The sequence below is a fragment of the Secundilactobacillus collinoides DSM 20515 = JCM 1123 genome (genome assembly GCF_001435975.1).
Lineage (GTDB): Bacteria > Bacillota > Bacilli > Lactobacillales > Lactobacillaceae > Secundilactobacillus > Secundilactobacillus collinoides.
This window is the reverse complement of the sequence record NZ_AYYR01000083.1, coordinates 14,815-36,421: the sequence shown is the minus strand read 5'-3', so window position 1 is coordinate 36,421 and position 21,607 is coordinate 14,815. Positions and strand designations below refer to the sequence as shown.

The window sequence follows — 21,607 nt, the reverse complement described above, 5'->3', positions numbered from 1 at the left end:
AAAATGACCTTAATTCAAGTAATATTTATGGTGTTGCGTTAAGCAAATTGTGAAGACTGCAATATTTTTATAAAGGGGATTGACAACTAACAAATGAAATCAAATAAACGTTTACGCTTAGGCATTGCCTTAGCGGGTCTCCTGCTCGTTTTGAGCGGGTGCGTGCAACGAACTAAGGGTGGCAAGCCATACGGGATCGTTTACGATTACCTTGCCATTCCCGGTCAGCACGTCATGGAATGGATGGCCAACTTCTTAGGCCACTCATACGGGTTGGCCATTATCGTGTTAACGGTGGTCGTCCGATTGGTGCTGCTGCCGCTGATGGTTCGTCAAATGCGCAGTTCGACTGTTCAACAAGAAAAAATGGCGGCTATTAAGCCGCAGCTGACCGCTTTGCAAAAACGGCAAAAAGCTGCCACTACGCAAGAAGATCAAGCGGCAGCCGGTCAAGCCATGATGCAGTTATATCGTGACAACGGTATTAGTATGACTGGCGGTATCGGGTGTTTACCATTGCTGATTCAAATGCCGATTTTCGCGGCGTTGTACGCAGCCATCCAGTATTCACCAGAATTATCTTCATCTTCATTTATGGGCATTCCGCTTGGTAAATCTTCTATTTTACTGGCTGTCCTATCATTCGTTGCCTACCTGCTTCAAGGGTATCTGTCAATGATTGGGATGCCAAAGGAACAGCAAAAACAAATGCGGGTCACCATGGTTATCAGTCCCGTGTTCATTCTGTTCTTCACTATCTCAGCCAACGCCGGGTTAGGTCTCTACTTCTTTATCGGTGGGATCTTCGCCTGCATCCAAACGATTATTATCAACCTGTATCGGCCGCGGATCCGGCGTGAGATCGAAGCGGAAATGAAAAAGAATCCACCGAAGATCGTCGAAGAACCAATGCCGGCCCTCGCTGCAACAACCGCTGCTGAAGGTCAACCAGCAGCCACTAAAGCCGAAACGGTTGATAAAAAGAATCGTCAACGCAACGCTGGTAAGCAACGGCATCACTAATCGTTTATTATGGCCCAGACTAGTCAAACTGGACGTGATAAATAAACACTGTAGTCCTGCTTAGATATCATATAGTTTTTTAAGCCAGCCATTACAGCTGTTACCCGCAACAAACCAAGACAAAAAATCTCAACTGAAGCCATCAAAAATGGCCTTTAGTTGAGATTTTTTGTTAGCTTAACTTTAATTCGATCTGTTAGTGCTGCCCATCATCATTGTCAGTGTCATGGGTACTTGGATCATCCGAAGCGCGGTACACGCCCGGAATTCCTGTTCCGGCATCCGATTGGCTTGTCGATTGTTCTTCATCTGAACGACTTTCGTCAGCCGTTGGGTTGGCACCCAAATTGGTCGTTAATGGCGTGGTTTTTGGTTTCGGTCCCTCTTCTTTAGCGATGTCCAACTGCTGTTTTTCTGTCTCTGAAATCAGCGGCAAGGCAATCTGGAAAATAGAACCATGACCCACGGCACTTTCAATCGCGATCTTCCCGTGGTAGGCCTCAATCAGCCGCTGAGCAATGGATAGGCCCAGCCCGTTACCGCCTTTATTTCGGCTCCGGGCTTTATCTACCCGGTAGAACCGGTTAAAGACGCGGTTCATGTTTTCTTGTGAAATGCCTTCCCCAAAATCCTGAACGGCAATTTCGACGGTGTGACCACCCTCAGACAGCGACATGTGAATTTCTTTGCGCTTCACAGAATACTTCACAGCATTGTCCAGCAAAATAATCAACACCTGTTCAAGATGATTTCGGTAAATTTGCGAGTAAGCGTGTTTTTCCACGTCATCATCCAAAATAAACATAAAATCAGGATGAATCATCTTGAAATCGTTAAAGACCTGATTAACGACTTCCTTCACATCCGTGGTTTCGTGGTTCAAGGTGATCTCGATTTGTTCAGCGCGAGTTAAATCAAGCATTTCGCTGACCAGACTCTGCATCCGTTTGGTTTCCTGCATGGCCGCACTCAGCGACTCGTTCAAGACTTCCGGATCATCCTTGCCCCACCGCTGCAGCATTTCAATGTGACCTTGAATGACGGCCACTGGTGTCCGCAATTCATGGGAAACATCTTCCACGAATTGTTGCTGCTGGTCGATGTAGCGCTGCATTTGGTCCAACATGTCGTTAAACAGCGTTGTCAGATCAGACAATTCATCATTGCGCCGAGTTTCAGGCACCCGTTCTTCCGACTGCGGATCAGAACGGACAGCCCGCATGGTGGCGTTTAGATCATCGATTGGCCTTAACAGGTAGGCTGACAGCAGGTAACTAAAGACCGCCGCTACAAAGACGGCTGAGATCAGCAATACAAGCAAGATCATTGCAAACCGCTGTTGTGCAGATTTGTACTCCTGAAGAGAATTGGTAACTTGCACGTAACCGAGGAGTTTATGGCTGTTACTGGTATAAATTGGCGCTCGGCCAACCAGACCTGAAAACCCGTCTTTATTCACTCGTGACAAATGACGCTTATGCGTTAACTTGCCGGTTTTAAACTGTTTACTCCGCGAAGAAAAGACTTCTTCTTTCTGCGCGTTATAGACCGTCACAACGGTGCTATCTCGTGAAAGGTCAGTGATCAGATTGCTGGAATAAATATTCGTCTCACCACTCACTGATCCACTCGGCTGGTCAAGCGTCGGTTGTAATTCTGACGCCACGGTTGTTTTATTAAAGTGCCCCTGCAAATTATCTAAGCGGCTCTGAACGGTTGTGAGCGTACTATTGACGTGACTGCGTTCCTGGCTGAGCAGCACGCCGGATAAGCCCGAATACAAGAGCCAAGAAAAGACGATAAAGATGATAAAGACGCCGGTTGCGGTGCCCAGCGCCCATTTCCACTTGACAGATAACCGACGTCTTTTTTTAGCGGTCGTCTCCGCCGCGAGTTCTGGTTTGTTTTGACTCATGAACGCATCACGTACCCTGTCCCACGGACGGTTTGGATGTAGCTCTTTTCACCAGGACGATCAATTTTATTCCGCAGGTAACGGACATAGACGTCAACCACGTTCGTTTCAACTTCGGATTCATAACCCCAGACCTTGTTTAACAAAACGTCTCGGGCAAGCACAACATTGACGTTTTCCATCAATGTCAGCAGCAATTCATATTCCCGCTTCGTCAGGTTGATTACTTCATCACCACGACGGACAACACGGTTTTCTTTTTCGATGGTCAGATCCTTGTAGGTCACAGTGGTCTGCTTGAAGTCTTTTTGTTCACTTTCAATGTGAATCCGTCGCAGTAAAGCCCGCACCCGTGCCAATAATTCTTCAATGGCAAACGGCTTCACAATGTAATCGTCAGCCCCGTGATCAAACCCGGATACCCGGTCGATCACTGAATCACGAGCAGTCATCATGATGATTGGCGTGCTCTTGTTTTCACGAATTCGACGGGCAACATCAATACCGTTTAATTCCGGCAACATCAAGTCAAGTAAGATGACGTCAAAATCTTCGGCCAGAGCAGTATCGAGGCCGGCACGACCGTCAAAACGAACCTCTGTATCGTAACCTTCGTGTTTAAGTTCAAGCTCCACAAAGCGGGCTAAATTTTTTTCATCTTCGATAATTAAAATGCGACTCATTTTAACGACTCCTCTTATTCAATATTGTTTTTTTAGGATCTCCATCGTCTATAGCATTTTTGACACTGTCACACAGTGTACCATAACTATTACTCATACACCCTTTATCATACTATACTAATCGCTTTTTGGCGAGAAACTGCGAGTAATTTCAGTCAATTCCAATATAGTTTCATGATGTTCTCATAATTCTGAAAAAGCACTCGTCATATTTTCTTTACTAAAAATAAAATGAAAATAATTATGATTGCTCATAAACTCACTTGTATTTCTGCAATAAATGTGGTTAAATAACATTGTGAAAAAATTACACAACTTAGACAAAAACGAAAGAGGTTATTCGAATAATGAAAGCAGCTGTTGTTCGCGATCCAGTAGACGGATATGTAGATATTAAAGATGTTACGTTACGCCCCATTAAGCAGGGTGAAGCCTTAGTTGACGTTGAATATTGTGGCCTTTGTCACACCGACTTGCACGTTGCCGCTGGCGACTTTGGCAAGTTTCCTGGCCGGATCATCGGTCACGAAGGTGTTGGGATCGTTTCACAAGTTGCCGATGACGTTGAAAACTTAAAAGTCGGCGACCGAGTATCGATTGCTTGGTTCTTTAAAGGCTGCGGCCACTGTGAATACTGTTTAACTGGTCGTGAGACCCTTTGCCGCAACGTTCAAAACTCTGGTTTTACTGTTGATGGTGCGATGGCACAACAAGTTATCGTTGATGCCAACTACGCCGTTAAAGTGCCAGAAGGCCTTGACCCCGTTGAAGCTACCTCACTGACCTGTGCCGGTGTCACCATGTACAAAGCCCTTAAAGTCGGCGAAACAAAGCCTGGCCAATGGGTCGAAGTCGTTGGTGCCGGTGGTTTAGGTAATCTGGCTATCCAATACGCCAAGCATGTCTTTGGTGCCCACGTCGTTGCCGTTGATGGTAACGAAGACAAGTTGGCCGCTGCTAAGGCAAACGGTGCGGATATTCTGATCAACCGTCACACGCAAGACGTTGCTGAAGAAATCCAAAAGCAGGTCGGCGGTGTAAACAACGCTCAAGTGACTGCTGTTAACAAGGATGCCTTTACCCAATCCGTAAATGCCCTTCGTCCAGATGGCCGTTTGGTTGCCGTTGCCTTACCACAAGGCGACATGGAATTAAACATTGCTAAGACAGTTTTGGACGGTATCCAAGTGGCTGGTTCCCTCGTTGGGACTCGTCAAGACTTAGCTGAAACTTTCCAATTCGGTGCTGAAGGTTTGGTCCACCCAATCGTTAAGACCCGTCGTTTGAGCGAAATCAACGACATCATTGACGAAATGAAGCGTGGCGAAATCACAGGTCGGATGGTTGTCGATTTCACAAAAGAAAAGTAATTTAATTAATAACTATTTCACGACCTTGTTGATAACAAGGTCGTGATTAAAAACAATGATGCCTTACCTCCGCGGGTTTGTGCGTCATTGTTTTTTTGTTCAATTTTAATGGTAGACACTGCGTTTCAAGCTCACAATCGGCATGATGACACGACTGTTGTCTAAAATTACCCCCGTGTGCTTTTATTCATCAAAAGATGACTTCAATTTCGATTTATTCTCTCTAATAAGCGTCTAATTCTACAATTACATAAAAACCGTTGTCTAATGCTATCTTTGTATAAGCTAATATTATTGTAGAACCCTATTTTTATGTTATTATGACTTCATTCTAAAATGACGGAGGTCACCTGCCATGTTTGATTTGACGCGACACCAAATACACCGTTCTGTGGTCGCGATGGGCTTGATGTTATGCATGCTGATTGTTGGCGGACCAGTTACGTCAGTTACAGCTCAAGCTGCAATTACGCCCGTTTTTCCTTACCGATTTCCAACTTCACAAGCATCCATTCACATTACAGCGGGTAGCTACTATACGAAAGTTTGGCAACAGGCGATTAAAATTTGGAACAGTAAACACGTTTTTTCATTTAAACTTACAAGCAGGTCGTCCGCACAGGTACTGGCAACGTCCCTGCCATCCAATCTCTATCAAGCAGAACTCAGCGGCTTAACAAGCATTCAACATACAGCTGATAACCGAATTGTCGCCGTCACGGCGTATATTAATACTAGCGTTGTCAAAGCCAACCACTATACAACGGCGCAGCGTGTGCATGTGGCCGAACACGAACTTGGGCATGCAATGGGGTTGGATCATAATCCCGGCAAAAAAAGTGTCATGTACTATGCAAACCGCTATTACGCTGTTCAGACAGTTGATGTCACTACTGTGAAAGCACATTATAAAACGCCCATGGTCAGCGGTCCGCTACAGGGTGAGCCAGTCAGCGACACTGCAGTGAAATATGGCACACGCATCTTGCCGTTATTGAACCAAACAGTTGGTGATGAGAAGGATATTCAGTTAATTACGGTAAAGCAGAACCCAGGCGGAGACGCTTAGGCTGCTGCAGTGTGTTGCTTTTCTGAAACACGTTTCGACTACGCTGCCGACATAATAGATCCTAACTAGGGCGTACGACCTGGAGATAATAGCTTCAAACTCATAAAAAAACAGTACCCAGCTCATGATTCAGGAAAACCGAATCATGCGCTGGGTACTGTGCCTGTCAAGCGGCATTGACCCCGTTGCCACCGATTACTTTCAGGGTCAAAAATGATGTTAATCGGTCCTAACTGCAGCGTGTAGCGTAAATAACCATATAACGTAACGGCGCGGTTGTGCGCATAGTGTTGCGTGCTTGCTGCGAGACACGAAGGCGATGCGGCCAACGCGCTTAAAAGGCCCAAAACGGGTTTCACCTCAATGTTCCCCTATGCGCTGCGGCTTCTCCCATTGTTTTTTTTACCATACAAAAAAGCCACCCCGAGACCGCGGTTCTCATAGGGTGGTTTTTTGTCTGTGTAGAAAGCTTCAATTAGTTGTTAGTAGTAACAACTTGACGGCCATCATAGAAGCCGCAGTTAGGGCAAACAACGTGTGATACACGTAATTCACCACAGTTTGGGCAGGCACTCAAGTTAGGTGTTTGCAACTTGATGTGTCCACGGCGCATACGCTTCTTTGTCTTTGAAGTTTTACGTGCTGGTACAGCCAAAACCAACACCTCCTTTGGTCTAAAATTTGTCCACTAGTGAATAATTTTTAAAGTCCTGATAACAACCTCAGTTCTTTTTCTCAGAGTCATCGTCCTTGAAGAAGTTCTGCAGTTTAGCAAGACGTGGATCAACAGTTTTTGTATCCGACGTGTCATCTTGACCTTCAATGGTCACTGACCAGCCCTTACCCTCTGGTAACGACTTCGCTGACTGCTCAGCCGGCGTCAGAATTTGCATGGGAATCTGCAGCAGCAAGTTATCTGCTACCGCCTTATCAACGTCAATTTCATCATCATCAACATAAATGACAACGTCCGTCTTCTCATAGCGGTTCACTGCCTCATGACTGTCGACATAGAATTCTGTCATATCGAAGTCCGTGGGTAATGTAACCGGGTCTAATGACCGTGACGACGGCACTGTTAACGTTGCGGATACGTGGGCGTAGATGAGAATATCCCCGTTCGCGTCGACACTCGCCATGCCAGAAACTTTGGCAGGCGTTGCGTTCAACACTTCATCCGGGTATCGTTCCATCAGTGAAGCCTTTAAATCCAAGGTGTTTTCGAACTTTAACGACTCATGCCGGTAGTTCTTACGCAATTCGGTCAATGAAAGTTTCACAATGAACCCTCCTAATGCAACTTTATTATTATACCTAGCCCGATTTAGGTTGTCAAGGTAATTTCCTTGATAGTCGTGCTTATGCTTGAAAATTGGGCAAAATTCGGACCTGCCCAAGTGAATTCTACCTTAAAATGACTGGGTGTTGCAACCGATCTTGATCCCGGCCCGTAATCATTTGCCGCAATAAACCAGCTTGGTAGTCCAAGAAATATGGCCCGTTGATCCAATCATCGGTAACCTTTGTGACCACCGGCACCGGTAATGTTTTTTTGATTCGATTCAAATACTGCTGACCCGTTTGTGAAAAGCCCAGAATCCGACAGTAACGGGTCAGCGTGTTTGGCACGGCAGTTGTGACCTGCAACAACACATAGACGCACAGCCGTTGCAACCGCGAATAGGTAAATCGTTTCGTCTTTGCCCGGCGCAAAAAATCTTGAAAATCATTGGCCTCAAGAGCGGCCTGTTTAAGCCGGTACTCAATGCCTTCACTCATCTGATAAATGCGCTGAAGCTGTTCAATAGACTGAGCCAGCAACTGATAGCGCAATAACGGCCAAAATGCGTCCCAGGTGACGGTTTGCTGTGTTCTCAAGGCAGTTAGGGTCTGTTGTGGCACCACCTGCGCTACGGCCGGCCACTGCGCCTCAGTAAGTGCTTTACGGATGGCAGCCCCGCTTGCAATAGAGGAGTCACCCAAGGCATCTGAACGGTGGTCACTTGCCAACCGCTGAATCGGAAGGATGGTCATGGGCGACTGCAGCTGCTGATTAGCAGCAACGTACGTGAACCCCAAAATGTCATTTGATGCGCGCAGATCAATGCCCGTCTGCTGTTGTAAATAATCATTAAACAACGTGGGGTAAGTCTCATCAAACTGTTTAAAATGGGCGGTTTGGGACGCGGGGCGATTTGCAGCCAGTGTTGAAAAGTCCATGTCTGGATGTTCCGCACCAAATGCCAAAGTATCGCAGCCCAATAGACTGAGCATGTTGACCGCGCCCGATGCGAATAAATGCGCTGGCTGAACGGCCATGCTGAAAGGCAGCTCGACGACGAAATCAAGACCATTTTGGAGTGCTAACTCAGTTCGCTGCCACTTATCTAACAGAGCGGGCTCGCCTCGCTGGACCCAGTTACCGCTCATCACGGCAATAGAAACGTCGGCCCCAGTCAATCGTTTAGCCGTTGCCAACTGATAGCGGTGACCATTATGAAACGGATTATATTCTGCAATAATACCGAGTACGTTAGTCGTTTTGACCGTCCCCTTTTTCACAAACAAAGAACCAGCGGGTGGTGTCATCATCCGGCTGGTTGCGCCCAAAGTCCGCACTGACCGTAACCTTTTTGAAACCGGCAACTTGTAATAGCCGCTGGTAGACAGCTAATTCATAGGTTCGTTCATGGTGCAGCTCCGACACCTCATCGTAGGCGTCCTTAGCCGGATTATAGGTAAAGAATGTCAAGTCATGCTCGACTGCGTGCGGCTCCTCAGCTTCATCACTCGACCACAAAAAAGCGCGGTCTTCATCCCGGTAATTGAACATATACCCGGGGTAAATATCATCCGTCTGATGCGGCGTGATCACGTCAAACAAAAACTGACCGTCATCCTCTAAGTGCGCAGCCACCTGCTCAAACACGGTTTGCAAAGCCGCCTCATCCGCCAAGTAGCACAATGAATCAGCGTAGCAGGTCACCGTTTGGTACGTGCCCAATTCACTCAGATCCAGCATGTTTCCTTCAATCAGCGGCAAGGTCACCGCTGCTTCGCGGGCGTGCTGATCTGCTAGCGTCAGCATTTCTTCTGATAAATCAAATCCAGTCACGTTAAAGCCGGTTTTCGCGAGTTGAACAGCCAGCCGGCCGGTGCCGCAAGCCAACTCCAATAACGGTGCCTCAGGTTGGCGAACTGTCTGACGCGTAAAAGCTGCCCAATCCGCGTACAATTGCGGGTCAAACAGCTCATCGTATAGCTTGGCAAAAGTCTGATAAATCATGCTTCGACCCAGTCACTCAGGTCAACAGTTGGCGCATCGGACCAAAGTTTTTCTAAATTGTAATGTCCGCGTTCTTCTTTTTGGAATATGTGGACCATGACATCGCCAAGGTCAATCAGAACCCAGCGGCCGGCTTCTCGACCTTCGATGCGCTTTACATTGATGCCCGCTTTATCAGCCGCATCATGGACACTATCGGTGATGGCTTGGACCTGTCGATTTGAAGTGGCATCCATAATCAAAAAGTAGTCGGTAATGAGACTGACTTTTTCCATGTCGAGGGCTAAAATGTCTTCTGCGCGCTTGTCATTAGCTGCTTTAACAGCAACTTCTAAAATTTGCTTACTATCCATATATCGTATTCGCTCCTTATTTAACGAGTCCGCTGTTCGGGACCCAAGCATTGTATGTTTCAATCGTTTTTGGGTAAATGGCTTTGTTCTCAGAAATTAAATAGGTCAGGGTATGCCACGTTTGGTAAGCCACGCCCAGATCCAAATCACGAGCGGTGAGCTCTCGAGCTTCCTCGACCCCGTCAAAATCACGTGCAGGTTCAATGTAATCCGCCATGTAAATAATCTTGGCAAGGGTTGTCATGTAGGGGTTTCCAGTGGTGTGGTAACGGACTGCGTCCAGAATCTCTTCATCGTAAATACCAAGTTCCCGCTTGATGAATTCAGGACCGATCACACCGTGCCAGATGGCATTGTTCCAATTTGCAAGGTCCGGATCCAGTTTGTAGTCTGTTATGGCCTGCAAGAAATCGCTGTCTGGCCGCTGTTTGGCATAATCATGCACCAAGCCGGCAATCGATGCTTTTTCAATATCAGCACCATATTGTTTGGCTAACGCGATGGCTGTCTGCTCTACACGTTGTACGTGGGCAAAACGGGCCGGGCGCAAATGAGCCTCGATTTTTGCTAACAATTGATCTCTTGTATCTGTTGTATAGTGATCTGAATATGTTAATTCACTAGTCACGGTATAGTTGTCGCTCCTTTATAAAATCAGCTACGGGATCCGTCACCATATAACGAATCGATTGACCGTGCTTAACGCGGTCGCGAATCTTTGTGGAACTGATATCGATAACGGGGACGTCCACCCACAGCACTGGATATTGGGATGTCAGCGGTGAGTGTTCCCGACGAACACCTACGAACTGCACCAGTTTCATCAGTTCATCTATTTTATGCCACTTTGGCAAGTAAGCTACCATGTCACCGCCGATGATGAAGTAATACTCATTTTCAGGGTGCTTCTTCTTCAACTCGACCATGGTATCGTACGTATAACTGATGCCGCCACGGTGCACCTCAGTCAGGTCTAACCCAAAATCAGGGTTGCCCTCAATGCTTTGGCACACCATTTTTACCCGTTCTTGCGCGTCAATCGCAAATTTGCGATCCACGTGCGGCGGGTTGGCATCGGGCATAAATAGGACCCGATCGAGTCCTAATTGATCCATCACCTGGTCTGCGATGATCAGATGTCCAAGGTGCGGCGGATTAAAAGTCCCACCCAGGATGCCGATGCGTTTCTTCTTTACGCTGGCAGCCAGTTGCTGAACAACCTTGGTCTCTGTTCGTTCCAGTACCTTTACCATCTCAATATCCCCTTATGCTTGCATCTTACAGTTGGTTAACGTCAACTGAATAACGTTGATACTTTTCCTCATCTGCGGGTTGAAATAAAACCAGCACCCGGCCGATGGTCTGCACAACCTGAATAGGTGTTTCAGCTTCAATATAAGCCTGCACATCGCTGACCGTTTCATCGGCAGACTGCTGCAGGTTGATCTTGATCAGTTCACGTTTTTGTAACGCACCGTCAAGTTGGGCTAACCATTCTGGGTTCAAGCCATTCTTCCCAACTGAAAAAATAGGGTGCAAATGATGAGCCTGTGACCGTAAATAATGTTTTTGTTTACCTGTTAATGTCAAATTCAATTCTCCTTAAATCATTGCTTTGCGAACCAGCACGCCGACACCTTTCGGGGCGTATCCGGCGACTACTGTGCCTGCGGGAACCGTGATCCACCCCAGGCCCTCGAAAACGAGGTCACTCTTCTCTGTGATTTTAAACTCGTGGCGGGTCAGCGGTGGGAGCTGGTCCAGATCTGCAGGTGGTGTTAATAGATCACCCACGTGCTTGTCATAAAAAGTATCCGCGTTTTCCAATTTGGTCCGGTGCAGCGGTAACGTGTTTTCAACGTAGACTGTAAATCCGGTCCTAGGTCCGCGAACGTAATCAAACCGAGCTAACCCGGCTAAGAAAATGGTTTGCTGGTCATTTAATTGGAAGACCTTTGGCTTGATTTGTTTTTGCGGGGCCGCAATCTTCAGATCTTTACCTGTCAGGAAGTGCGCCATCTGTGACTCGTGGATGATTCCGGGGGTGTCGACTAATGAATGGCCGTCGTCCAATGGAATTTCGATCCGGTCAAGCGTTGTCCCAGGAAAACGAGATGTCGTGATAACGTTTTGCTCGCCGGTTCGCTGATGGATAATCTGATTGATCAGCGTCGACTTCCCAACATTGGTCACACCTACGATGTAAACATCACGGCCCTCACGGTATTTGTCGATCTTCTGCAGCAACTGGTCGACCGAATGATTCGTCTTGGCTGAGACCAGTGCCACGTCGATTGGACGTAACCCTTGTTCATTGGCCCGTTGACGAATCCAATCGCGCAACTTAGGCCGCTTTAATGACCGCGGTAACAAATCTTCCTTGTTCCCCACCATCAAGATGGGGTTATCCCCAACGAATCGGTGCAGGCCAGGAATAATCGACCCGTTAAAGTCAAAAATATCGACCACGTAAACGATCAGCGCGTCAGCATCTCGAATTTGGGTCAACAATTTTAAGAAATCGTCGTCAGTCAGGCCAACGGGCACGATTTCATTGTAGTGCCGCAACCGAAAACAGCGTTGGCAATACAGTTCGCCCGTTTGCAAACCTTTTTCCAGTGCGGACTTCGGTGTGTAGCCTGGTTTATCCTTTTCAGTCGTTTGAATCTGGGCACCGCACCCGATACAGTACAGTGTTTCGCCGTCAACTAAGACGTCGGTGTTAGTTGTGTCGTCCATTAATGGTTATTTCCTTTCGATAGGTGAGTTCTGGGTGCGCCTTTTTGACGCTGTGCATCACAAAATGTTCAAAGAACCGGTTGATTTTCGTATTCCAAGCATCACTAGCGACAATTGGTTTCACCAATATACTCCGCACCCGGCTGGCATTGGCCGCAGCCACGTCCGTCAGCAATTGATCGCCCACCATCACCGTTTGATCGGCGGTGACGTGATACTGACGCATGGCGCGTTTAATGCCAAAGGGGAGCGGTTTTAATGCTCGTGAAACAAATGGTAAGCCTAGTGGTGCCACGGCCTTTTTAACCCGCTGGTGCGAGTTGTTCGAGACCACGACGAGTTGAATCCCCACCCGTTCCAATTCCAACATCCAATTTTTAAGTTCACTTGTACCATAGGGGTTATTCCAAGCAATCAGCGTGTTGTCCAGATCGGTTAACACGACCTTGATGCCAAGCTGAATTAACGTCTCAGGTGAAATGTCATAAGTGGCACGAATCATCCAAGTCGGGGTAAATCCTGATATCATGACGGACTCCTTTTATTTCTCTACTGACAGTCTATTATACTGGACTTTCGCCTGTTTGACTAACCCTACTACTTGAAAATATGAATTTTCTACTATATTAAAGACCGTTTATCGCACGGCGTTGCTGCACCAGCCCATTAGTCCGCTGTTCAGCCCAAAAAAGAACTAGTTTATCATCAGCAGCAAACGCAACAATGCGCATACTATCGCACTTCTCACCGACCATAGCCCAGTCACCAGCACGTCGAGGGCTCAGTGTTAGGCACCATGGAATTTTTCAATGGTCAGATTGGCCCGAACGGTCAAGAACGGATTCTCCAGCCACTGTCATGAACGTGTTTTTGACGGCCGGCACGGTGAAGCGCACTCTTAGTCACAGGTTTAAGGGTCCTATTTGGTTAGCACAGTTTATCGAAACGTGACGGTAAAAGTTGCGCGCAACTGTCAAAACAGAATGGACCGCTTGCTAAAATAAAAAACGAGGTCGAAGTGACAAACACCTCGGCCTCGTCTATTAGTTGTTGATTAAAGAGCTTTCTTAGCAGCGTCTGCAAAAGCCTTGAAGGCGTCTGCATCGTTAACAGCTAAGTCAGCCAGCATCTTACGGTTAACTTCGATGTTAGCTTGCTTCAAACCAAACATCATCTTGCTGTAGCTCAGACCATTGATCCGGGCTGCGGCGTTGATCCGGGCGATCCATAAACGACGGAAGTTACGCTTGTTGGCCTTACGGTCGCGGAATGCGTATTGAGCACCCTTCATAACTTGGTCTTTAGCAACCTTAAACAAACGGTGCTTTGAGCCGCGGTAACCCTTGGCTAACTTAAGAACTTTCTTGTGGCGTGCGCGTGTAACTGTTCCACCTTTAACTCGTGGCATAATAATTCCTCCTAATACTTACGGCCAGTCTCTCGACTAACAGTGTCTCGATTGATGCGTCACTGTAATGAAGTAACGTTGATTACTTTTGTAATAATGCGTGGTACGTCTTCTTGATAGTGTTTGACTTCATCATTGAAGTCCCACGCAATTGACGACGTTGCTTCTTGGTCTTACCGTGGAAACGGTGACTTGTGTAAGCATTGGCGCTCTTAATACCACCCTTGGCAGATACCTTGAAACGCTTGGCACTAGCACGGTTTGTCTTCATCTTTGGCATAACGTAAATCCTCCTAATTTCTTACAACTATTTTTCTACTTTTGGTGTCAGCATCAAGAACATGCTTCGGCCATCCATCTTCGGACGCTGTTCAACAGTAGCGACTTCGCTAGTTGCTGCAGCCATCCGGTTTAACACGTCGCGACCAATTTCCTTATGGGTAATGGCACGACCCTTAAATCGAATTGAGACCCGAACTTTTTCACCCTTGCTCAAGAACTTGATAGCGTTCTTCAGCTTAGTGTTAAAGTCGTTGTCATCAATTGACGGACTCAAGCGAACTTCTTTAATGCTAACGACCTTTTGCTTCTTACGAGCTTCACGTTGCTTCTTTTGCATCTCAAACCGGTACTTCCCGTAGTCCATGATTCGGGCTACTGGAGGTTTTGCCTTTGGGGCAACCAGGACAAGATCCAATTCAGCATCATCAGCTAACTGAAGCGCATCACGCTTACTCTTGATACCCAATTGATCGCCGTTTGCAGCAATCAATCGAACTTCACGGGCACGGATTCCTTCGTTAACCATCATATCGTTTGCTATGGTCATTCACCTCCGAGTGAGTTTAAAAACAATCAACATAAGTCTGCATAAACAAAACGGGTGCTGTCTCACAACAGCACCCGTTAAAGTTCCTGAACCGCAGGACTGCGATCAGGTTATTTACGTATCAGCCAGGCAACGTGGGTCACGAGGCGAGAAGCGGGTGCTTCTACTTACATTTATCAACCAAACTAGAATACCATGTATCCTAATTCATGTCAACTCGTCTTACTTAAAAGCTCACGAATACAAATTATAGCGCAGGGCCGATTATCTGTCGACCCCCTTTTCACAATTATTTGTCTGCGCGGCTGTAGTTTTCAATGTCGCCTAATACTTCAGATAGGAAGGCATCAGCACTCATACTGTTACTGTCCTGTTCACCGTACTTCCGAACACTGACGGCGTTGTTGGCCTTTTCTTGGTCACCAACAACCAGCGTATATGGAATTTTGTGGGTTTGGGCATCGCGGATCAAGTAGTTCATCTTTTCGCCACGGTGGTCAACGTCCACCCGAACATCGGCAGCAGCAAATTTCTTGCGTAATGATTCAGCGTAGTCGCCATGCTTGTCATCACTAACTGGGATGATTGTTACCTGCTTAGGCGCCAACCAAGTTGGGAAAGCACCCTTGTAGATTTCGGTCAGGTAAGCGATGAACCGTTCCATAGTCCCAACAATCCCACGGTGAATCATAACGGGACGGTGCTTTTCACCATCAGCGCCAATGTAACTCAGGTCGAACTGTTGCGGCAACATGAAGTCTAATTGAATAGTCGACATAGTTTCATCATTACCTAAAGCAGTCTTGGTTTGGATATCCAACTTAGGACCGTAGAAGGCAGCTTCCCCTTCGGCTTCGTAGTAGTCGAGGCCTAAGTCGTCCATGGCACCCTTCAGCATTGATTGGCTCCGGTTCCACATTTCATCGTCATCGAAGTACTTAGCGGTGTTGACTGGGTCACGATAGGACAAACGGAAGGTGTAATCTGTAATGTTAAAGTCGTTGTAAACGTCCATGATCAGGGTTAGGATCTTCTTGAATTCGTCTTGCACTTGATCCAGGGTAACGAACGTGTGCCCATCGTTCAAGGTCATTTCACGAACCCGTTGCAAACCGCTCAAGGCACCTGATTTTTCGTAACGGTGCATCATCCCAAGTTCAGCGATCCGCAGTGGTAACTCACGGTATGAACGGATGTGGTGGTTGTAAATTTGAATATGTGATGGACAGTTCATTGGCCGCAATTCAAGCATTTCACCATCACCCATGTCCATTGGTGGGAACATGTCATCGCGGTAGTGGGCCCAGTGACCAGAAGTCTTGTATAGATCCAAGTTAGCTAACACTGGGGTGTACACATGCTTGTACCCATCGGCAACTTCCTTATCGATAACGTAACGTTCGATAGTCCGGCGAATAGTGGCACCATTTGGCATCCAGTATGGCAGACCGGCACCGGCTTTAGGATCAACGAAGAACAGATCCAAATCATTCCCGATAACCCGGTGATCACGCTCGCGGGCTTCCTGACGTGCTTTTAGATCATCGTCAAGGGCGGCTTGCTTGTAGAACGCCGTCCCGTAGATCCGTTGCAGCATGTCGTTTGAGGACTTGCCTTCAAAGTAGGCTCCGGCAACTGACAGAAGACGGAAGAACTTCACGTCGCCAGCGTTTTCAAAAGCCACACCATTGTTCAAGACTTCCACGCCGTCAACGGTGTAAAAATCAAAGCTGGTGTTTTCTGAATCCTGAACAAGTTGTGCTTCGAACTTGCTGTCGGCTAACTTCTTTAAAGCATCTGCCTTGCTGACGCTTTCGTGCTTCAATTCAGTCTTTTTATCAACAAACGATTGGATCTTCGTACTGATAGCTTCCAAATCGTCGGCACTGACTTGGCCATCGTCCTTATCAGTATCGATATACAAGCCCTCAGCGTCGCCGCTGTCTTCCCCAAAACGAATGTCTGAGAAAATTTCTTTCAAGGAAACCTTAGCCAGCAAGGCAACCGTTGACCGTAAAACAGCTAACCCATCTTCGCTGTCCTTAGTAACGATTTCAATTTTACCATCGTTGTTGATGGGGGCGTTCAAGTTGATCAACTTGCCGTCTAACTTACCAGCAACGGCCTTCTTTGCTAAACTGATCGCGATTGATTGGGCAACATCCTTTGCGGAGGCGCCGGCTTCAAACTGACGCTTGCTGCCATCTGGAAATTCTAATGAAATTTCTGACATATTCTTCTTCTCCTTTAAAATAGCCTACTTAAATGTACTGCGGTACCGGTGGATAAAAAAATCCCGGTGTCTGCAAAATTGCAAACACCGGGACGTTATTTAGCGCGGTTCCACCCGAATTCATCAGGAAATTGGTGCACCAATCGCCTGACCTCAGAAGGATTAACGGACCCGCCGGCACGGTATTATCCACCGCACATACCAGAAAGTGGTAGCTTGTGATTCCTAACGAAACGCCTTACAGAAGATGTCGTCTCTCTCTTGGAAAGGTCATACAAGTCATGTCTTTCAAACATTTAAAGTCTTAATTTATGATTACAATCCTCATTAAACCACGCCGAATTTATTTCGTCAAGGTTAATTTGGTCGCCGGTTTTGACCGATCATTTCGATCTCCTTGGCTAAAAAGTGAAAACGTTGCATTAATCGCTTGGCTTTCAACGGCTCCACATCGCCCTTTTGAGTCACCTGCAAATGCTCTTTCTCCAACTGATCCATGGAAAAGTTCGATGAGAAGAAGGTCGTCAATTCTGACTGCATCCGGTATTCCAAAATCACGCCGAGAACTTCATCTCGGACCCAGGCAGACATAGCATCCGCGCCAATATCATCAATCATGAGGACGTGGGCCTTTTTAATGGCATCCAATTTTTCAGCCACTTGATTATTCCCAATTGCGTTTTTCATTTCCACAGCAAAGCTCGGAAAATGCACTAGGGTGGACTTAAAGCCCTTCTCAGCAAGCCGGTTGGCGATTGCACCCAACAGATAGGTCTTCCCCACACCGAAACTGCCGTAAAAATAAAGGCCCTGATGGTAGTCCTTCGGTGCCGCTACATAGGCATCCGTAAAATCCAAGGCCGCCATTAACGCTGGCACCCGATCCTTATCAGACGCGTCGAAATGGTCGAAGGAGGCTTTACGAATTAATTTCGGCATCAGGACAGAATTGACCCGCTTATGCAGAGATTGCTGCTTTTGTTTCGCAATTTGGGCCTCTGTCGGCAAGTAAGCCACATCGATCAAATGGTTATTCATGATCAATTTAGGCTCATAGCCCGGTGCGAAGGTCTGTTGACCAGCTGCGAGCCGGTCACGTTCCGTCACATACTCATAGAGCTTTGCTGACGAACGGTCGATCTGCTGCTCATCGAGGTCGGCGTCATTTGCTTTGATAAAGGCCTGCACGTCAGCATCCTGATAGACCCGTTGCATAAGTTCCTGGTAATTATGGTTCAGCTGATGCTGGTCCATGTAACGTTGCATGGCATCACTGATATTGTCCATTTATGCGTCACCTCCATTTCGATCCTGCTTTTCCGCTCTGAGTTTGTTCAACCGGTCAATGGCGCGTTGCTGCTGCGCATCAGACACGGAATCATCAGCCGTTTTTTTAGCGGGTTGATAATCTTTTTTGGCCCAGTCCGGTAAGGTTTCTTTAACCGTTCCCTGAGACCAGCGATTACCGTTGCGGTTTGGTCGCGGTTTGTTCCGCTCTTCTTGAAACCGGTGAATCTCTTTGACCGCATCATCCGCCGTCTTGACACCAGCCTGCGCCCAACTGTTCGCAATCGTTTCAGTCAGCCGCTGGGTCAGCGCCGCCTGTTTCATGTCCATGAGTAAATAGAAAATCAGTACGTTAATGACGGCGCCCGAAAAGATCTGCTTACTCAGCAGGTTCTCAATAATGCGCTGCTCGCCGTTCGTCACAAAGCCGCCCTTTTCTTCGTGCATTTTGTTCAAAAATGCCATAGGTGACACCTGATTTGCAACTGTGATCAGCGCCCGCTCCTGTTTTGAGTATTGACCCTTTTTGGTGCTGGCACTCGTCGAAGCTGTTTCAGACGTCTTTGCCGTGTGCGACTGACCCGGCTCGGAAGGCGGCGTTGCCGACCGTGATAGATTGCGTTGCTCCTCAGCAATCATGGCCTGCAACTGCCGTGCATTCAACGCGTTGGTCGCCAAATTTGTTGACCGGTTAATATAATCGGCCATTTCAGGTTCAGTCAGACCATACATCAAGTGTTCATTTAAAATGAGTTCCCGGTTTGCCTTAATATCCTCAAGGTTCACGTATGAACGTTTTAAAATATCCACCAGCAGGTCAAAGTCAAAGTGTGACTCAGCGGTCTGCTTTGGCCAATTAGTGACGTCCTCATTGTCATTAAACGCAGACTTTGTTTCAGAGATCAATGCCGGTGGTGTCGCAATCAGACGGTCATTAACCTGGAACACATCCAAAAATTGGCTGGAAATATTCGTTAACCCCTCGTGCGTCATCGCTGGCCGGGCAAAGTGCGCCCGCAGACGTTTAAACTGTTTTTCACCAACAACATCCAGCAACAGGACACTTAACAGGTCGTCACCAAAAAATGTGCTGGCTGAAACAGGCTGCTGCAGTTCGTAGACCAATTCCGGCAGTTTATCCGGTTGATTACGATACGTTTGCATCAGTTCCAGGGCCTCCAGCCGCTGACGGCAGTGTTCGAGTTCGGTCACGCTGATATTCAGCAAGTTAAGCAGCTCACTGTGTTTCAGCTGCACCTGGGTCCCGTGGTTCAACCCCAGCTGGCGCCACAGCACAAGTAGTAATCCATAGCCGGCGACGCCAATGAGCGGCTGGTACAGATCATCTAATACCTCGCGCTGATCCGCCGTTAACGTCGCGGCGGCGGTGATGGCAACAGTTGTTTTTGGGGTCAAGGGGGTGCGCTCTTGTGTCATCCCAGATCCCCCCATTCGTTATTTTTTATCAGTCTTATCTGGTTTATCTTTATCTTTTTGCATGACGTCTTCCAGTTCTTTCAAGAAAACGCTCATGTCTTTAAACTGACGGTACACGCTGGCAAACCGGATGTAGGAAATTTCATCCACATCGGCTAACCGTTTCATAACGTACTCACCGATCAGTTGGCTAGAAACTTCATTTTCGCCCAGTGAGCGAATCTCATTTTCAACTTCGTCAACGATCTTGGTCATAACATCCATTCCCACCGGTCGCTTTTCAGCCGAGCGAATGATGCCGCGCAAAATATTTTCACGATTAAATTCTTCACGCGTCCCGTTCTTTTTAATGACCAGTAACGGTGTCACTTCGATCCGTTCAAAGGTCGTAAAACGAAAACCGCAATTTTCGCATTCCCGCCGTCGCCGAATGACCCGACCTTCATCAGTCGGTCGGCTGTCAACGACGCGGGATCCATTATGATGGCAATGCGGACAGTGCATGGTCTCACCTCGTTTTCACACGATTGGTCCCAAATCAGACCAATTGCATTTTATTAAGCCATTTTACCACTTGGGCTTTTGTTTTATCAATAGGACCGCTGTTGTCAACAACAATATCCGCCACGTTCACCTTTTCAGCGAGCGGCAGCTGACTATTGATTCGACTTCGTGCATCCGTTTCAGACATCTTATCACGCGCCATTAATCGGGCGAGCTGGGTTGCTGTATCAAGCGCGACCACCATGATCACGTCAACGTCATAGGCGTAGTCGCCTTCAAACAACGTTGGTGCGTCAAACACCACTAACGGCGTGCGTTTACGACGATAGGCAGCGACCCGTTTTTTAACTGCCTTGTGGATGGCCGGGCTGGTAATGGCGTTCAATTTCGCCAATTCGTCCTCATCGTTAAAAACGTGCTGGCCAAGTTTCCGCCGGTTCAGCGTGCCATCCGGCTGGAGCATCGTCTGGCCAAAGGTCGCCGCAATTTCACTGAGCGCTGGTGAATCCGGTTCAACCACTTCACGGGCAATCTGATCCGCATCGATTACCGGAATGTCCCGGTCATGGAACACGGCACTGACCGATGATTTACCCGTGGCAATACCGCCCGTCAACCCCAGAACAACCGTCTTGCTAGGCTTTTTTTTCAACTTCTGGCAACGCGGGCAAAAATGGGTGCCGCGTTGCGCGACCTTGGTCTTTTGCAGTTCAGCACCGCACCGCACACAGGGTTCGCCCTCACGACCGTAAACGTTGAGCTGATTTTGAAACTGCCCCGCCTCGCCAAATGCCGTGGAAAATGAGTGCACCGTCGTTCCGTGCCCATCGATTGCTTTCGCCAGTTCTTTGAGAATATTGTCGCGCAACAGTCGAATCTGAAAATCAGTCAGCGTATTTACTGGCTGTTCAGGATGGATCCGGGTCATCCACAGCACCTCATCGACGTAGATGTTACCCAGACCTGCAATGTTGCTCTGATCAAGTAGGAACGGTTTGATGACCTTCTTGCTCTTATTAAAAATGCGTTTCATATAGTCAAACGTCAACGTTGTTTCAGTGGGTTCCGGACCAATGGTTTTCAGTCCCGCCACCTGCATTTCATCGCCGTCTTCAACCAAATTCATCCGGCCGAATTTACGGGTGTCGGTATACCGTAATTCACGATTGTCCGTTAAATGAAAGACAACGTGGGTGTGTTTGGTCAACGGTGCGCCCTCTGGCTGAACGTCGTACTTGCCTTCCATTCGCAGGTGCGACACCATGGTGTACCCGTTGCTGAACCGAAACAGCAGGTATTTACCGCGACGTTCGATCAGGTCAATGGTTGCACCAGCTAAGCGTTTTTTAAACTCGGCGGGCGCTGGACTCACCATTTTTTCGTAAATCACGTCAACGTGGTCAATGGTCGCGCCGCCGACCAGCCGCATTAACCCGCGGCGAACCGTTTCAACTTCTGGTAACTCAGGCAT

Annotated in this window: 23 protein-coding genes and 1 pseudogene; 3 read left to right on the top strand and 21 right to left on the bottom strand. The window is 47.6% G+C overall.

Annotated features, from left to right (window positions below):
- Positions 1–93 precede the first annotated feature (93 nt).
- Positions 94–1,023, top strand: a complete 930-nt coding sequence (gene yidC / locus FC82_RS13195) for a membrane protein insertase YidC (protein WP_054761467.1) — start codon at positions 94–96, stop codon at positions 1,021–1,023.
- 196 nt (positions 1,024–1,219) lie between these two features.
- On the opposite strand, the gene FC82_RS13190 is transcribed toward yidC, so the two are convergent.
- On the bottom strand, positions 1,220–2,938 hold the full coding sequence (locus FC82_RS13190) for a HAMP domain-containing sensor histidine kinase (protein WP_082620376.1): 1,719 nt from the start codon (positions 2,936–2,938) through the stop codon (positions 1,220–1,222).
- Positions 2,935–3,621, bottom strand: a complete 687-nt coding sequence (locus tag FC82_RS13185; protein ID WP_054761465.1) for a response regulator transcription factor — start codon at positions 3,619–3,621, stop codon at positions 2,935–2,937. The genes FC82_RS13190 and FC82_RS13185 overlap by 4 nt, the downstream gene beginning before the upstream one ends.
- 347 nt (positions 3,622–3,968) lie before the next feature.
- On the opposite strand from FC82_RS13185, the gene adhP reads away from it, so the two are divergent.
- Positions 3,969–4,991, top strand: a complete 1,023-nt coding sequence (gene adhP, locus FC82_RS13180; protein WP_056997244.1) for an alcohol dehydrogenase AdhP — start codon at positions 3,969–3,971, stop codon at positions 4,989–4,991.
- A 355-nt stretch (positions 4,992–5,346) separates the two neighbouring features.
- Positions 5,347–6,060 (top strand): matrixin family metalloprotease, encoded by a 714-nt coding sequence (locus FC82_RS13175; protein WP_054761463.1) that lies wholly within the window; start codon positions 5,347–5,349, stop codon positions 6,058–6,060.
- A 475-nt stretch (positions 6,061–6,535) separates the two neighbouring features.
- Here the strand turns inward: FC82_RS13175 and rpmF are convergent, their stop codons facing one another.
- The 19 genes and pseudogenes from rpmF to mutM all read right to left on the bottom strand — a co-directional run.
- Positions 6,536–6,715, bottom strand: coding sequence for a 50S ribosomal protein L32 (gene rpmF / locus FC82_RS16575; protein ID WP_082409092.1), 180 nt, complete (start codon positions 6,713–6,715; stop codon positions 6,536–6,538).
- A 67-nt stretch (positions 6,716–6,782) separates the two neighbouring features.
- Positions 6,783–7,340, bottom strand: a complete 558-nt coding sequence (locus tag FC82_RS13170; RefSeq protein WP_054761461.1) for a YceD family protein — start codon at positions 7,338–7,340, stop codon at positions 6,783–6,785.
- 124 nt (positions 7,341–7,464) lie between these two features.
- Complete coding sequence (locus FC82_RS13165) at positions 7,465–8,649, bottom strand: nucleotidyltransferase (RefSeq protein WP_082620377.1); 1,185 nt, start codon at positions 8,647–8,649, stop codon at positions 7,465–7,467.
- Positions 8,594–9,346, bottom strand: a complete 753-nt coding sequence (locus FC82_RS13160) for a class I SAM-dependent DNA methyltransferase (RefSeq protein ID WP_056997243.1) — start codon at positions 9,344–9,346, stop codon at positions 8,594–8,596. Before FC82_RS13160 ends, FC82_RS13165 begins: the two co-directional genes overlap by 56 nt.
- A complete protein-coding gene (gene rsfS / locus FC82_RS13155; RefSeq protein ID WP_054761459.1) occupies positions 9,343–9,699 on the bottom strand; it encodes a ribosome silencing factor in 357 nt (118 codons plus the stop codon). The genes FC82_RS13160 and rsfS overlap by 4 nt, the downstream gene beginning before the upstream one ends.
- A 16-nt stretch (positions 9,700–9,715) precedes the next feature.
- Entirely contained in the window at positions 9,716–10,327 is a 612-nt protein-coding gene (gene yqeK, locus FC82_RS13150) for a bis(5'-nucleosyl)-tetraphosphatase (symmetrical) YqeK (protein WP_054761458.1), read from the bottom strand.
- Entirely contained in the window at positions 10,320–10,952 is a 633-nt protein-coding gene (locus FC82_RS13145) for a nicotinate-nucleotide adenylyltransferase (protein WP_054761455.1), read from the bottom strand. Before FC82_RS13145 ends, yqeK begins: the two co-directional genes overlap by 8 nt.
- 25 nt (positions 10,953–10,977) lie before the next feature.
- Positions 10,978–11,289 carry a ribosome assembly RNA-binding protein YhbY gene (yhbY, locus tag FC82_RS13140; protein WP_056997242.1) on the bottom strand — a complete coding sequence of 104 codons (312 nt, stop codon included), beginning with the start codon at positions 11,287–11,289 and terminating at the stop codon, positions 10,978–10,980.
- Between the two features lie 12 nt (positions 11,290–11,301).
- Positions 11,302–12,438, bottom strand: coding sequence for a ribosome biogenesis GTPase YqeH (yqeH, locus tag FC82_RS13135; protein WP_054761453.1), 1,137 nt, complete (start codon positions 12,436–12,438; stop codon positions 11,302–11,304).
- The gene (locus FC82_RS13130; RefSeq protein WP_082620375.1) at positions 12,422–12,967 is read right to left on the bottom strand and encodes a YqeG family HAD IIIA-type phosphatase; all 546 of its coding nucleotides are present in this window, start codon (positions 12,965–12,967) and stop codon (positions 12,422–12,424) included. Before FC82_RS13130 ends, yqeH begins: the two co-directional genes overlap by 17 nt.
- 525 nt (positions 12,968–13,492) lie before the next feature.
- Complete coding sequence (gene rplT / locus FC82_RS13125) at positions 13,493–13,846, bottom strand: 50S ribosomal protein L20 (RefSeq protein ID WP_054761451.1); 354 nt, start codon at positions 13,844–13,846, stop codon at positions 13,493–13,495.
- Between the two features lie 82 nt (positions 13,847–13,928).
- Complete coding sequence (gene rpmI / locus FC82_RS13120; protein WP_054706909.1) at positions 13,929–14,126, bottom strand: 50S ribosomal protein L35; 198 nt, start codon at positions 14,124–14,126, stop codon at positions 13,929–13,931.
- 27 nt (positions 14,127–14,153) lie between these two features.
- The gene (gene infC, locus FC82_RS13115) at positions 14,154–14,675 is read right to left on the bottom strand and encodes a translation initiation factor IF-3 (protein ID WP_054761449.1); all 522 of its coding nucleotides are present in this window, start codon (positions 14,673–14,675) and stop codon (positions 14,154–14,156) included.
- A gap of 289 nt (positions 14,676–14,964) precedes the next feature.
- On the bottom strand, positions 14,965–16,908 hold the full coding sequence (thrS, locus tag FC82_RS13110; protein ID WP_056997241.1) for a threonine--tRNA ligase: 1,944 nt from the start codon (positions 16,906–16,908) through the stop codon (positions 14,965–14,967).
- A gap of 357 nt (positions 16,909–17,265) precedes the next feature.
- Positions 17,266–18,195: a primosomal protein DnaI gene (gene dnaI / locus FC82_RS13105; RefSeq protein ID WP_054761448.1), complete on the bottom strand. Its 930-nt coding sequence runs from the start codon at positions 18,193–18,195 to the stop codon at positions 17,266–17,268.
- Positions 18,196–19,632, bottom strand: coding sequence for a DnaD domain protein (locus tag FC82_RS13100; RefSeq protein WP_056997240.1), 1,437 nt, complete (start codon positions 19,630–19,632; stop codon positions 18,196–18,198). It abuts the gene before it with no gap.
- 18 nt (positions 19,633–19,650) lie between these two features.
- Positions 19,651–20,136: a transcriptional regulator NrdR gene (nrdR, locus tag FC82_RS13095; protein WP_056997239.1), complete on the bottom strand. Its 486-nt coding sequence runs from the start codon at positions 20,134–20,136 to the stop codon at positions 19,651–19,653.
- A 34-nt stretch (positions 20,137–20,170) separates the two neighbouring features.
- Positions 20,171–20,752: a dephospho-CoA kinase gene (coaE, locus tag FC82_RS17220; protein ID WP_268873507.1), complete on the bottom strand. Its 582-nt coding sequence runs from the start codon at positions 20,750–20,752 to the stop codon at positions 20,171–20,173.
- Between the two features lie 33 nt (positions 20,753–20,785).
- A pseudogene (gene mutM, locus FC82_RS17215) lies at positions 20,786–21,607 on the bottom strand (bifunctional DNA-formamidopyrimidine glycosylase/DNA-(apurinic or apyrimidinic site) lyase); the annotation flags it as partial.